This window comes from Ursidibacter sp. B-7004-1 (genome assembly GCF_053654055.1).
The window spans coordinates 1-14,336 of record NZ_JBSIUP010000015.1; the positions used below are offsets into that span (position 1 = coordinate 1).

Genomic DNA, 14,336 nt, shown 5'->3' on the forward strand with positions numbered 1-14,336 from the left:
GCTAATTACATTAGCCCCAGACTGATGACAAACCCTAATTTGTTGTATTCAATAAATGGATGCACTCAGTGCGTCCGAATGAAAAAAGACTTTGTCAATAATCTGGGGCAAATGTAATTTGCCCCTACGTATGAATCAAATGCCCGAAATGTAGGGGCTAATTACATTAGCCCTAGACTGATGACAAACCCTAATTTGTTGTATTCAATAAATGGATGCACTCAGTGCGTCCGAATGAAAAAAGACTTTGTCAATAATCTGGGGCAAATGTAATTTTCCCCTACGTATGAACCAAATGTCCGAAATGTAGGGGCTAATTACATTAGCCCTAGACTGATGACAAACCCTAATTTGTTGTATTCAATAAATGGATACACTCAGTGCGTCCGAATGAAAAAAGACTTTGTCAATAATCTGGGGCAAATGTAATTTGCCCCTACATATGAACCAAATGTCCGAAATGTAGGGGCTAATTACATTAGCCCCAGACCGATGACAAACCCTAATTTGTTGTATTCAATAAATGGATACACTCAGTGCGTCCGAATGAAAAAAGACTTTGTCAATAATCTGGGGCAAATGTAATTTGCCCCTACGTATGAACCAAATGTCCGAAATGTAGGGGCTAATTACATTAGCCCCTATAAATAAAGAGAACAAAATATGAACCTTTATTTTCTTGAAAACGAATATCTCAAAATTACCCTGTCAGATCTAGGTGCCAGTTGGCTATCTTGTTTAGTGAAATTACCCAATGAAGAGAGAGAAGTGCTAGTTACGACTTCAGCAGAAAATTGGCAAAAACAGACTGCTTATTTTGGGGCAACAGTCGGGCGTTATGCAAATCGTATTGCGAATGGATGTTACCAACTCAATGGCAAATGCTATCAACTTGCTCAAAATAACGGTGAAAACAGCTTACACGGTGGTATTTTAGGGGCGGATAAACAAATTTGGCAAGTTGAATTTGCCACAGCACAAGCGGTTAGATTTCAGAAAATTTTTGCTGATGGCGAAGAGGGTTTCGGCGGAGAAGTGGAAAGCTATGTGGAATATCGTTTGAGAGATAACCAACTTGAAATTAGCTTTGATGCGATAAGTAATCAAGACACTCCATTTTGTTTAACTAACCACGCTTACTTTAATCTATCGAATCAAGAGACGATTCATCAGCATAAATTACAGCTTAATGCAGATTATTATTTGCCTGTGGCAGAAAATGGTATTCCAAATCAAGCGTTAAAAGCCGTTGAGAATACGAGCTTTGATTTCCGACAAGGAAAACTTATTGGTCAATATTTGCTGACTGACGAAGATCAGAGAAAGGTTAAAGGTTATGATCACGCCTTCTTACTTACGAAAAAATCAGAAGATCTCACCGCTTGTGAGCCAGATGCAGTACTTTCTGTGGCAGATTTAACACTGGAACTTCGTACAACTAAGCCAGCATTACAGCTTTATACAGGGAATTGGTTAGGTGGACAACCTAATAAAATGGGTGGTGTTTACGCTGATTATGCTGGTGTTGCCCTGGAACCTGAATTTTTCCCTGATACACCAAACCACCCAGAGTGGTGGCATTTCGGTGGAATCTTGAAAGCGAATGAAGTTTATCAACATCATATTCAGTATCGATTTAATCTGAACTAGCAAAATAAATATAAGCTAATTTGTCATCTTTTATAAATCATTATATAATGATTTATATAATGGTTTTTTATTTAAATTACAGGAGATGATATGAAAAAAACATTACTGAAATTAGCTTTAGTCAGTGCTTTTAGTATGAGTGCTACATCAGTATTAGCAGAAAATATTACTGTATTTGCGGCAGCTTCAATGACAAACGTGCTACAACAAATTGGCGATGAATATAAAAAACAGTATCCTGAAGATAGTATTACGTTTTCTTTTGCTGGTTCTTCAACCTTAGCAAAACAGATTGAACAAGACGCTCCTGCGGATATTTTTGTTTCTGCCGATCAAAAATGGATGGACTATGTTGCAGAAAAACAGCCAAATAAAACAAAAAATATAAAAACCTTAGCGGAAAATGAATTAGTTTTGATTGCACCTAAGGACAGCGAGCTTAAAGAGACAACGGTTAAAGATATCGATTTTAAAAAGGTAATTGGTGAGAGCTATTTGGCAGTGGGAGATGATAATGTCCCTGTTGGACGTTATGCCAAAAAAGCCCTTGAACATTTTAATCTATGGGCTGATGTAGAAAATCGCTTATCTAAAGCAAAAGATGTGCGTGCGGTACTAGCTTATATTGAGCGTGGCGAATTACCACTTGGGATTGTTTATTCAACCGATGCTAAAGTGAGTGATAAGGTCAAAGTGGTTGCGGTGTTCCCACAAGAGAGCTATGGTAAAGTGGTTTATCCAGCAGCAACACTAAGTGAAAAGGTAGAAGCTAAACGTTTCTTAGATTTCCTTTCTAGCTCAAGCGCAAAATCAGCATTTGAAAAAGCAGGCTTTAAAGCGGTACAATAAAACTTATTTCCCCCTTTCTTAGAAAGGGGAATTTGCAAAAGTTTTCAGCAATCCAACCGCTTATTTATTGAGAATTTCCTGTGTTTGACTTTTCCCCACAAGAACTAAATGCGATTGTCCTTAGTTTAAGAATTGCCTCAATCGCTATTTTATTAGCATTACCTCTTGCTATTGCATTTGCGTGGTTACTTGCTCGTAAAGATTTTTGGGGAAAGAACTTATTGAACGGTATTATTCATTTACCGTTAGTGTTACCTCCTGTTGTAATAGGCTATTTGCTGCTGGTGCTAATGGCAAAAAAAGGGGCAATTGGGCAGTATTTATGGGAATGGTTTAATTTTTCGTTTAGTTTTTCTTGGCGGGGTGCTGTACTTGCCTCAATGGTAATGGCGTTTCCGCTAATGGTTCGTTCTATTCGATTAGCATTTGAAGGTATTGATCCTAAATTAGAGCAAGCCGCTCGAACTTTAGGTGCAAGCCCGATAAAAGTCTTTTTTACATTAAATTTACCCCTTTCATTATCAGGGATTATTGCAGGTGCGGTATTAGGTTTTGCCCGTTCTCTTGGCGAATTTGGGGCAACCATCACCTTTGTTTCAAATATCCCGAATGAAACCCAAACCATACCTGCCGCACTTTATACTTTTATTGAAACCCCTGACGGCGAATTTGCAGCCGCACGTTTATGTTTAGTGGCAATCGTTATCTCATTAGTTGCACTATTTTGTTCAGAATGGTTGGCACAGCGACAACAGCGATATAAATAGGTGGAAAAATGCTAAAGATCGACATTGCACAGCAACTAGGAGAATTAACACTAAACGTCAATGTAACTATTGCAGCAAAGGGGGTAACAGCTATATTTGGGCGTTCAGGAGCTGGAAAATCAAGCCTAATTAACTTAGTTGCAGGTCTATCTAAAGCAGACAGTGGGAGTATTGTATTAAACAATCGTATTTTGTTTGATCGTCAGCAGCGAATAAACTTGCCCCCAGAGCAGCGTAAAGTGGGTTATGTTTTCCAAGAACCTAGACTATTTCCGCATTATCGTGTAGAAGGCAATTTGAAGTATGGCTGTAAGCGGGTAGATCCTACAAAATTTTTACAAATTGTAAAATTATTAGGTATTGAACATCTATTGCAACGTTTCCCTAATAGCTTATCTGGCGGAGAAAAGCAGAGAGTGGCTATTGGGCGTGCTTTGTTATCCGATCCAGATATTTTATTGATGGACGAACCACTTTCTGCATTAGATTTACCACGCAAAAAAGAGCTACTGGATTATCTTAGTCAATTAGCCAAACAGCTCGACACTCCAATTCTATATGTCAGCCATAGCCTAGATGAAGTTGTACGTTTAGCCGATCATCTTCTCCTGTTAGAACAAGGAAAAGTAACAGCTTATGCAGATACTGCAACGGTTTGGCATAGTGATGCTTTTTCCGCTTGGCAACCTGAAACACAAAAAATGAGCTTGCTTGAATTACCGATTGCTGAATTACAACCTACTTATCAAATGCAAGGATTGGCTATTGGAGAGCAGAGAATATGGTTTAATCAGCAACCCCGTTATCAGATTGGTGAAAAGTTACGAATAACGATCTCAAGTCGAGATGTTTCTTTAGCATTACAAAAACCGCAACAAACATCTATCCGAAATGTATTACAAGGAACAGTTTGCAAAATTGAGCCACAATCCAACCGCTTTGATATTGCAATCCAGATCGAACAACAGCAGATTTGGGCAAGTATCAGCTTGTGGGCGTTTGATGAAATGCAATTAACAGAAGGGCAACAAGTTTATGTACAGATTAAGTCTGTTTCAATTTAAGAATGCTTTATAAACGGTCTTTTATGATTGTTGAGATTGGAAATTTTTTAGGGCATATGGGAGCGAAGTTCATCGCTCCCTCTTTATTATAGTAGCTAAATTTTAGTGGCGGAAATGACGCATTCCTGTCAATACCATTGCCATTCCGTGTTCATTTGCGGCATCAATCACTTCCTGATCTCGCATTGATCCACCTGGGTGGATAACACAAGTAATGCCAACTTTAGCTGCTGCATCAATACCATCTCTGAATGGGAAGAACGCATCTGATGCCATTACACAGCCTGCAACTTGTAAGCCTTCATCTTCAGCTTTAATGCCTGCAATTTTAGCCGAATAAACGCGGCTCATTTGCCCTGCACCGATACCGATAGTTTGTTTATTTTTAGCATATACGATCGCATTTGATTTAACGTATTTTGCCACTTTCCAACAGAATAATAGATCTTCCATTTCTTCTTTGGTTGGTTTGCGTTCGCTAACAAATTGTAGATCTTCAATATCAACGTGGCCTTGATCGGCATCTTGAACTAATAATCCACCATTTACACGTTTAAAGTCTAAGCGGTGGGTTGGCTCAGAAAATTCACCACATTCAAGAACACGCACATTTTTCTTTTTCGCAAGTACAGTTTTGGCTTCTTCAGAAATGGTTGGGGCAATAATGACTTCAACAAATTGACGTTCTGCGATAGTTTGTGCGGTTTCACCATCTAATTCACGGTTGAACGCAATAATTCCGCCGAAAGCAGAAGTTGGATCAGTTTGATAGGCTCTGTCATAGGCTTCTAAAATATTTTTCCCTAATGCAACGCCACAAGGGTTTGCGTGTTTTACGATAACACAAGCAGGCTCATCGAACTCTTTCACACATTCAAGAGCCGCATCAGTATCTGCGATATTATTGTAAGAAAGGGCTTTACCTTGCAGTTGAACGGCTGTTGCCACGCTGGCTTCTTTCAATTCGTTTTCAACATAGAATGCGGCATTTTGGTGGCTATTTTCACCATAACGCATTGTTTGTTTGCGAGTAAAGTTAAGGTTTAGCGTACGTGGGAATTGTCCGCAAACTTGGCTTAAATCTTCTTCTTCCGCTCCTTGATAAGGTGGTACTTTTTGCCCGAAGTAGTTTGCGATCATTGAATCGTATTGAGCGGTGTGTTCAAAGGCTTTAATCGCTAAGTTAAAACGAGTTTCAAGGGTTAAACCGTTTTGGTTGTTATCCATTTCTGCTAAAATCGCGTCAAAATCATTGTTATTGACGACAATCGCCACATCTTTATGATTCTTAGCCGCAGAACGAACCATGGTTGGCCCACCGATATCAATGTTTTCAACAGCATCTTCTAATGTGCAATTTTCTTTTGCCACTGTTGCCGCAAAAGGGTAGAGATTGACAACTACCATATCAATTTGCTCAATATTGTGTTGTTGCATAATTGCATCATCAACACCACGGCGACCTAAAATACCACCATGTACTTTTGGGTGAAGGGTTTTTACACGCCCGTCCATCATTTCAGGAAAGCCAGTGTAGTCAGACACTTCGGTAACTGCTAAACCTGCATCGGCTAATAATTTAGCTGTTCCGCCTGTTGATAATAATTTTACCCCACGTTGAGATAAGCCTTTTGCAAATTCCACGATACCATTTTTATCTGAAACACTAAGTAAGGCTTGTTTAATTGGACGATAAGTCATTCTAATTCCTTAAAATTGGTAATAAAAAACGGTATGAATTATAACGCAAACGTTTGCTAAAAGCATTACAAAATCTATTTAGCTGAAAACAAGCGGTGAGATTTCACTAATTTTTTGCAAGTTATTTTTGTAAAAGTATTTTCCTTTACAAAACTGAACTTTTAGCTTTTGCTAAAAATTAAAAAAAGAGTAAAATGAACGAACGTTCAGTTTAATGATATTAGAATTTTTATGATTATCAATAATGTGCCACACAATGACGTGGCACTTCGTATTTTAAATGCCGCAGATACGTTAATGGCAGAAAATGGGGTGCAATATCTTTCTACTCATAAAATTGCTAAACAGGCTGGAGTATCGGTTGGGACTATTTATCTCTATTTTAAAGATAAAGATGATCTACTTAATCAACTTATTCTGTATTTATTCAGTCAGTTTAATCAGGCTATTGAAAAACAGTACGATGAAACTCTACCGCTTTTTGAACAGTATCGAGCATTATGGTTAGCAAAGTTTGAGTTTATGTCGAATAACCTCAATATCGTAAAGAATATGTACCAGTATGAGTCTTTACCTCAGTTTCGAGAACTTCTACGTCATTGTTTTGAATCAGAACATTTGCCTTGGAATCGCTTTATTAAACGAGGTTTACAAACAGGGGTAATAGTAGATTTACCACCACAAATCTTGTATGCAATGAGTATGAAAGTGCCACAAGATTTAATTTATCAGCAATTATCCTTGGATAAGATCTATTCTCAACAGTTGATTGAAGATGTGATTTTACGCACTTGGAAAGCAATTATTGTTTAATTTTGAATTATTTATTTTTAGGTTTTATGGAGAAAATATGACAACAGAAACAAAAAAACCTTCTTCCTTAAAAAGATTTGGTGTTTGGCTTGTGTTACTGCTGGTGTTATTGGTTTTTGGTGCAGTTATTGCGATCAACCAAAAAATTGCACAAGCAAAAGCCGATGCTGCCGCTAATCCTTTCCCTGCCATTACAATGGTTACAGCAATGGACGTAGCATCACGAGAGTGGACTCCTGTTATTGATGCCGTTGGTTATGTGCGACCAAATCAAGGTGCGATGCTGAGTGCCCAAGTATCAGGCTCAGTGAGTCGTGTGTTAGTCAAAGCTGGTGATAATGTGAAAAAAGGGCAGCTTTTAGTTGAATTAGATAGTTCTGTGGAGCAAGCCAGTTTGCGTGCGTCTGAGGCTCAACTTACTGCGGTACAGGCAAATTATCAACGCTACCGTAACTTAGTAGCATCGAATAGTGCGTCAAAAGCGGAGTTAGATAATGCCCAAGCCACTTATAATCAATTAGTAGCCAATATCGAATCTTTAAAAGCGAGTATTAAACGTCGCCAGATTTATGCTCCTTTTGATGGTGAAGCGGGTATCGTAAAAATCAATGAAGGGCAATATATCAATGTAGGTACAGAAATTGTACGTGTTGAAGATCGTAGCCAAATGAAAGTAAGTTTTACTTTACCACAAACAGATTTAGAACTTATCAGCGTAGGACAAAAAGTTACCGTAACAGCTGATGCGGTATTAGGTCAAACTTTTGAAGCTGCGATTTCAGCGATTGATCCTGCTGTAAATCGCTCAACAGGTTTAGTGGAGTTAGAAGCAACAGTAAATGGAAAAGGGCTACTTTATTCAGGAATGTTTGCTCGTTTAAATATTGCATTACCAACAGAAACAAATCAAGTGGTTGTGCCGCAAATTGCCGTAACTTACACAATGTATGGTGAAAGTGCTTATGTATTACAACCACTTTCTGAAGAAGAAAAAGCAACCTTCAAAGCAACTCTTGAAACTCATACGGAAAGCCCAATGAATGGCGAACGAGCAAAACACCTGCTAAATAATTTAGATACAGTGCTTATTGCAAAACAAGTTGAAGTGAAAACGACAGATCGTCGTGGTATTTATGCACAATTAAAATCAGGCGTAAAAGTTGGAGACAAATTAGTTACAGGTGGTTTCCAACGTTTGAGTAATAACGCTTATGTTACTGTATCTGAAAAACAAGGTGCGGGTACAACCCAACCAGCTAAAAATAGCCGCTTATAATTGGGGTAAATAATGAGATTTACTGATATTTTTATTAAACGCCCTGTTTTGGCGATCAGTCTTAGTATTGTAATCGTCATTATGGGCTTGCAAGCAATGTTTAAATTGCAGGTGCGAGAATATCCGAAAATGGTAAATACCATTATTACGGTTTCAACCACTTATGCAGGGGCAGATGCTGAAACAATGCAGGCGTTTGTTACATCAAAATTAGAAGAATCAATCGCTCAGGCAGATAATATTGATTATATAAAATCATCTAGTGCACCAAGTAACAGCACGATTACGGTAAAAATGAAATTAAATACTGATCCTGGTATTGCTGTTGCTGATGTATCCGCTAAAGTGAATGCTGTGCGTTCGCAATTACCATCAGAAATTGATGACCCTTCAATTTCTGCTTCATCGGGTGCAATGGAAGCGATTATTTTTATTCGTTTTTCATCAGAGGAACTCTCATCACCACAGATTACCGATTATGTAGAGCGTATTGTTAAACCACAATTCTTTACGGTGAGTGGAGTATCTAAGATCAATGTGTTTGGTGGAACCAATTTCGGTTTACGCATTTGGTTTGATCCTGAAAAAATGGCAAGTCTTGAGCTATCTGTGCCACAAGCAGTAGCTGCATTATCTGCAAATAACGTTCAAACTGCAGCAGGCAATGCAAATGGTTACTATACGGCTTATCGTAACAAGGTTGAATCGACTACTCGTGATGTTGAACAACTTGAAAATTTAGTAATTAAAACCACAGAAAGCGGGCAACAAATCAAATTAAAAGATATTGCTCGTATTGAATTAGACAAAAATAGCGATACAAGCCGAGCCATTGTTAATGGTGCAGATGCAGTGGTTTTAGCGATTGAAGCCGCAAGTACAGCTAACTCGCTTGTTGTTGCAGAGAATATTTATCCTGCATTTGAAAAAATTAAGAACGATCTACCCGCTTCAATGGATGCGGAGATAATGTATGACAAAACTATTGCGATCAATAGCTCAATCAATGAAGTAGTAAAAACCATTGGTGAAGCAACCTTAATCGTATTAGTGGTGATTACAATGTTCTTAGGCTCATTTAGAGCAATGATTATCCCTATTGTAACAATTCCAATTTCATTGATTGGAGTGTTAATGGTATTACAAGGATTTGGTTTCTCAATTAACTTATTAACTTTATTGGGCTTAATCCTTGCTATCGGTTTAGTGGTTGATGATGCGATTGTGGTACTCGAAAACGTGGATCGCCACATTAAAGAGGGGGAAACGCCATTTAGAGCAGCAATTATTGGTACAAGAGAAATCGCAGTACCTGTTATTGCAATGACAGTAACGCTTATTGCGGTATATTCGCCAATGGCATTGATGTCAGGCATTACAGGGACACTTTTCAAAGAATTTGCTTTAACTCTTGCTGGAGCTGTATTTATTTCAGGTATTGCGGCATTAACGCTTTCACCGATGATGTCGAGCCGTATTTTAAAAGCATCAGCTAAACCAAGCCGCTTAGAGCGTTGTGTAGAAGGTTTCTTACATCGTATTACGCAATGTTATACCAATATGCTTGAGCTAGTAATGGCTATGCGTAAATCGGTATTGGCTTTTGCAGTATTGATTTTTGCTTCGTTGCCATTCTTATTTGGTTCATTGGCAAGTGAGTTAGCCCCATCGGAAGATCGCGGTATTATTATGGCAATGGGAACAGGGCCTTCAAATACTAACTTGGACTACATTCAAGAAGTAATGACTCCTTTTGCTCTTGAGACACAAAAGATCCCTGAAGTTAGTGCAACACAAATTATGCCAGGCTTTCCATCAAGTAACGGTGCATTTGCTTTAGTACCATTAGTGGATTGGAATGAGCGTACTCGTTCGCAGTCTGAAGTGTTGGCGGAAGTGAGTAAAATTGCAAGTACTGTTCCTGAAGTTTCGATTACAGCTTTCCAAATGGCAGAAATTTCAACAGGGGAGAGCGGTTTACCGTTTTCATTTGTGATTACAACGGCAGATAGTTACCAAAATTTAGCACAAGTGGCACAGCAATTTTTAATTGAAGCACAAAAATCAGGTAAGTTTTTCTTCAATCAACTAGACTTGAAATTTGATACCGCTTCAATGAGAATTAGTTTAGATCGTGAAAAATTGGGGACTTATGGTGTAACCGCACAGCAAATTAGTGCGACATTAGGAAGTTATTTATCAGGTGCGACACTTTCTCGTGTGGATATTGATAGCCGTCCATACAACATTGTGGCACAAGTAGAACGTAAAAACCGTTTAAACCCAGAAGATCTTGGTAAATTCTTTGTTACCACCAGCAATGGTGCATCTGTTCCATTAAGCACCTTTATTTCAATGGAATTGGTTTCACAACCAGCAAGTTTACCGAAGTTAAACCAGCTAAATTCAGCAACGATTAACGGTGTTGTGGCAAGTTCTATCGGTGATGCTGTGCAATGGGCTGAAGCGAAAGCTGCCGAAATTTTACCAAGTGGCTATCAGTATGACTTTATGAGTGAAGCTCGTCAGTATAAACAAGAGGGTAATGCGTTAGTACTCACGTTCGCCTTAGCGGTGGTGATGATCTACTTAGTATTAGCTATTCAGTTTGAATCTTGGCGTGATCCGCTAGTTATTTTGGTTTCTGTACCATTAGCGATTAGTGGGGCATTATTAGTGCTGAATATATTAGGTTTACCGTTTATTGGCGTAAAAGGAGCAACCTTAAATATCTATTCACAGGTTGGTTTAATTACCCTAGTAGGTTTAATTACTAAACACGGTATCTTAATGTGTGAAGTGGCGAAAGAAGAGCAGTTACACCACGGGAAATCTCGTGCAGAAGCGATTTTCTATGCGGCTAAAATTCGTTTACGCCCAATTTTAATGACTACCGCAGCAATGATTGCAGGGCTTATCCCTCTACTTTATGCTGCGGGTGCAGGTGCGGTTATGCGTTTTAGTATCGGGATTGTAATTGTGGCAGGATTAGCAATTGGTACACTCTTTACTTTATTTGTGCTACCAGTGATTTACACTTTCTTGGCAAGCGAACATAAACCATTAATGGAGTTTGATGAAAACCAGCCAAGTAAACACGAGCAGAATAAAATCGAACAACTTGAACATTCCGCTTAATTAAGCTCTCTCAAATAAGCGGTAACTTCCCTGAAATTTTTTGCAAAATTTTAAATGGAAGTTACCGCTTTTTGTCATTATTTATGTGCGGATTTAAATTTGATTGAGTAAGAAATGTAGAATATCAGAAAATTCATTAAATCATTCAAAGGCTAATTACTTGGTTCAATATTATTGGCAACATATATCTATTCAGAATTCAGACGCCAAGCGTGGCGTCTCTACAAACTAAATTCTCTCTACTTTTAGACCATTTCTCTTATTAAACAAAGAACAAGCGGTTACTTTTGGGTAAATTTTTGCAACTTTTCTATTTCAAATAAAACTATCACTTATGCACAAATGCACCTATAAAAAAAGTTGAATTTGAGCTATCCTATACAACAATTTTTTTGATTCAATTTTATAGGTTATAAATTATGCAACAACAGTATAATCCAAGTGCGATTGAGCCTAAAGTTCAACAATACTGGGCGGAAAATAAAGTTTTCAAAGCAATTAAAGATACAAGCAAGCCAAAATACTACTGCCTTTCAATGTTTCCTTATCCTTCAGGGCGTTTGCATATGGGACACGTTCGTAACTATACCATTGGCGATGTGGTTTCTCGTTATCAACGAATGAATGGTAAAAATGTTTTACAACCAATGGGTTGGGACGCTTTTGGCTTACCTGCGGAAGGGGCTGCGGTAAAAAATAAAACCGCACCAGCCAAATGGACTTACGAGAACATTGAATATATGAAAAATCAGCTCAAAATTTTGGGCTTTGGTTTTGATTGGGATCGTGAAGTTACGACTTGTAAACCAGAATACTATAAATGGGAACAGTGGTTCTTTACTGAATTGTACAAAAAAGGCTTAATTTACCGTAAAACATCAACGGTAAACTGGTGTCCGAACGATGAAACTGTATTAGCGAATGAGCAGGTTCACGAAGGTTGTTGCTGGCGTTGTGATACCCCTGTGGAACAGCGTGAAATTCCACAATGGTTTATTAAAATTACCGATTATGCCGAACAGCTAATCAATGGGTTAGACAGTTTGCCACAATGGCCTGATCAAGTAAAAACAATGCAACGTAACTGGATCGGGCGTTCTGAAGGGGTAGAAATTACCTTTGATATTAAAGACACTACCGAAAAATTAGCAGTATATACAACTCGCCCTGATACATTCTATGGCGTAAGTTATGTTGCTGTGGCAGCAGCTCACCCATTAGCGACTTTAGCGGCAGAAAATAATCCTGAACTCGCACAATTTATTCAAGAAGCAAAAAATACCAAAGTGGCAGAAGCTGAACTTGCCACAATGGAGAAAAAAGGAATGGCAACAGGATTATTTGCTATTCACCCATTAACAGGCGAAGAAGTACCAGTTTGGGTAGCTAACTTTGTATTAATGCACTACGGCACAGGGGCGGTAATGGCTGTTCCAGCACACGACCAACGCGACTTTGAATTTGCTCAAAAATACGATTTGCAAATTAAACAGGTTATCGCACCGCTTGATGGCTCAGATTGGGATTTCACACAAGCCGCTTTCACTGAACACGGTAAATTGATTAACTCTGCAGAATTTAATGGTTTAGATTTTGATGGTGCATTTAATGGTATTGCGGATAAATTAGAAAGTTTGGGTGTAGGCAAACGTCAAGTAAATTATCGTTTGCGTGACTGGGGCGTTTCTCGCCAACGCTATTGGGGAGCACCAATCCCAATGCTTACCCTTGAAAATGGTGATGTTGTGCCAGTGCCAATGCAAGATTTACCGATTATTCTACCTGAAGATGTGGTAATGGACGGCGTGAAAAGCCCGATCAAAGCTGATCCTGAGTGGGCAAAAACCACTTATAACGGACAACCTGCATTAAAAGAAACGGATACCTTTGATACCTTTATGGAGTCATCTTGGTATTATGCACGTTATACCTCGCCACAATATCAACAAGGAATGTTAGATAGCGATGAAGCAAATTATTGGCTACCAGTGGATCAATATATCGGTGGTATTGAACACGCCACAATGCACTTGCTCTACTTCCGCTTCTTCCACAAATTATTGCGTGATGCGGGTTTTGTCGTCAGCGATGAACCAGCGGAAAAATTATTATGTCAAGGAATGGTATTAGCTGATGCGTTCTACTACACATCACCAACTAATGAGCGTATTTGGGTTTCACCAACAGAAGTAACGTTAGAGAAAGATGAAAAAGGTCGTATTCTCAAAGCCTTTGATAAAGAAGGTCGTGAATTAGTCCATAGCGGTATGACCAAAATGTCGAAATCGAAAAATAACGGTATTGACCCACAAGAGATGGTAGATAAATATGGTGCAGATACCGTACGTCTATTTATGATGTTTGCCTCGCCTGCAGAAATGACACTTGAATGGCAAGAGTCAGGTGTTGAAGGGGCAAAACGTTTCCTTGGTCGTTTATGGAACTTAGTATTTGAATACCAACAAAGCCCAGCAACCGAAGCATTAAACCCTGCAGCATTATCTAGTGAGCAAAAAGCTCTTCGCCGAGATGTGCATAAAACCATTGCGAAAGTGAGCGATGACATTGGTCGCCGCCAAACGTTCAACACTGCAATCGCAGCGATAATGGAGTTAATGAATAAATTAACCAAAGCACCATTAAACGATGCTCAAGATAAAGCGGTAATGGCAGAAGCTTTAAGTGCCGTTATTCGTATGCTTTACCCAATTACGCCACACATCTGTTTTGAACTTTGGCACGCAATCGGTAATGAAAGTAGTATTGATTTTGCTCCTTGGGTTCAAGCTGATGAAACAGCAATGGTGGAAGATGAGAAATTAGTTGTTGTACAAGTGAATGGTAAAGTTCGTGGTAAAGTAACTGTGCCTGCAAATGCAACAGAAGATGAAGTCAAATCCTTAGCTCTAGGTGATGAAAATGTCGCAAAACATTTAGACGGCTTAAATGTAATTAAAGTTATCTATATTCCATTTAAAATGTTAAGTTTTGTCGCAAAATAAACGCACAAGCGGTAGGATTTTGCAGATTTTTTGCAAAATCAAATTATTGGCAACGCTATTTACTGTAGGGTGGACT

The 14,336-nt window shown here is 38.7% G+C and carries 9 protein-coding genes; 8 read left to right on the top strand and 1 reads right to left on the bottom strand.

Annotated elements, in window-relative coordinates; genetic code table 11:
- The first annotated feature begins 663 nt into the window (after positions 1–663).
- The 4 genes from ACWIW0_RS06450 (at position 664) to modC (ending at position 4,330) form a co-directional block, all read left to right on the top strand.
- Positions 664–1,650 carry a galactose-1-epimerase gene (locus ACWIW0_RS06450; RefSeq protein WP_454452673.1) on the top strand — a complete coding sequence of 329 codons (987 nt, stop codon included), beginning with the start codon at positions 664–666 and terminating at the stop codon, positions 1,648–1,650.
- 90 nt (positions 1,651–1,740) lie between these two features.
- Positions 1,741–2,499, top strand: coding sequence for a molybdate ABC transporter substrate-binding protein (gene modA, locus ACWIW0_RS06455; protein ID WP_454452674.1), 759 nt, complete (start codon positions 1,741–1,743; stop codon positions 2,497–2,499).
- 80 nt (positions 2,500–2,579) lie between these two features.
- Positions 2,580–3,266: a molybdate ABC transporter permease subunit gene (gene modB / locus ACWIW0_RS06460; RefSeq protein WP_454452675.1), complete on the top strand. Its 687-nt coding sequence runs from the start codon at positions 2,580–2,582 to the stop codon at positions 3,264–3,266.
- Positions 3,267–3,274: 8 nt separating this feature from the next.
- On the top strand, positions 3,275–4,330 hold the full coding sequence (modC, locus tag ACWIW0_RS06465) for a molybdenum ABC transporter ATP-binding protein ModC (RefSeq protein ID WP_454452676.1): 1,056 nt from the start codon (positions 3,275–3,277) through the stop codon (positions 4,328–4,330).
- A 102-nt stretch (positions 4,331–4,432) separates the two neighbouring features.
- Here the strand turns inward: modC and purH are convergent, their stop codons facing one another.
- Positions 4,433–6,031 (bottom strand): bifunctional phosphoribosylaminoimidazolecarboxamide formyltransferase/IMP cyclohydrolase, encoded by a 1,599-nt coding sequence (gene purH / locus ACWIW0_RS06470; RefSeq protein ID WP_454452677.1) that lies wholly within the window; start codon positions 6,029–6,031, stop codon positions 4,433–4,435.
- Positions 6,032–6,262: 231 nt separating this feature from the next.
- Between purH and ACWIW0_RS06475 the strand changes: the two genes are divergently transcribed.
- The 4 genes from ACWIW0_RS06475 to leuS all read left to right on the top strand — a co-directional run bounded on the left by ACWIW0_RS06475 (position 6,263) and on the right by leuS (position 14,260).
- A complete protein-coding gene (locus tag ACWIW0_RS06475; RefSeq protein WP_454452678.1) occupies positions 6,263–6,844 on the top strand; it encodes a TetR/AcrR family transcriptional regulator in 582 nt (193 codons plus the stop codon).
- Positions 6,845–6,881: 37 nt separating this feature from the next.
- Positions 6,882–8,120, top strand: coding sequence for an efflux RND transporter periplasmic adaptor subunit (locus ACWIW0_RS06480; RefSeq protein WP_454452679.1), 1,239 nt, complete (start codon positions 6,882–6,884; stop codon positions 8,118–8,120).
- 12 nt (positions 8,121–8,132) lie between these two features.
- The gene (locus ACWIW0_RS06485) at positions 8,133–11,258 is read left to right on the top strand and encodes an efflux RND transporter permease subunit (RefSeq protein ID WP_454452680.1); all 3,126 of its coding nucleotides are present in this window, start codon (positions 8,133–8,135) and stop codon (positions 11,256–11,258) included.
- Between the two features lie 419 nt (positions 11,259–11,677).
- Positions 11,678–14,260, top strand: coding sequence for a leucine--tRNA ligase (gene leuS, locus ACWIW0_RS06490; protein WP_454452681.1), 2,583 nt, complete (start codon positions 11,678–11,680; stop codon positions 14,258–14,260).
- Positions 14,261–14,336 lie beyond the last annotated feature (76 nt).

Bases quoted from the DNA above. Each gene is read 5' to 3' on its own strand.
- modA (WP_454452674.1), top strand. From the start codon at position 1,741: ATGAAAAAAACATTACTGAAATTAGCTTTAGTCAGTGCTTTTAGTATG.
- ACWIW0_RS06450 (WP_454452673.1), top strand. From the start codon at position 664: ATGAACCTTTATTTTCTTGAAAACGAATATCTCAAAATTACCCTGTCA.
- modC (WP_454452676.1), top strand. From the start codon at position 3,275: ATGCTAAAGATCGACATTGCACAGCAACTAGGAGAATTAACACTAAAC.
- purH (WP_454452677.1), bottom strand. From the start codon at position 6,031: ATGACTTATCGTCCAATTAAACAAGCCTTACTTAGTGTTTCAGATAAA.
- ACWIW0_RS06480 (WP_454452679.1), top strand. From the start codon at position 6,882: ATGACAACAGAAACAAAAAAACCTTCTTCCTTAAAAAGATTTGGTGTT.
- ACWIW0_RS06485 (WP_454452680.1), top strand. From the start codon at position 8,133: ATGAGATTTACTGATATTTTTATTAAACGCCCTGTTTTGGCGATCAGT.
- ACWIW0_RS06475 (WP_454452678.1), top strand. From the start codon at position 6,263: ATGATTATCAATAATGTGCCACACAATGACGTGGCACTTCGTATTTTA.
- leuS (WP_454452681.1), top strand. From the start codon at position 11,678: ATGCAACAACAGTATAATCCAAGTGCGATTGAGCCTAAAGTTCAACAA.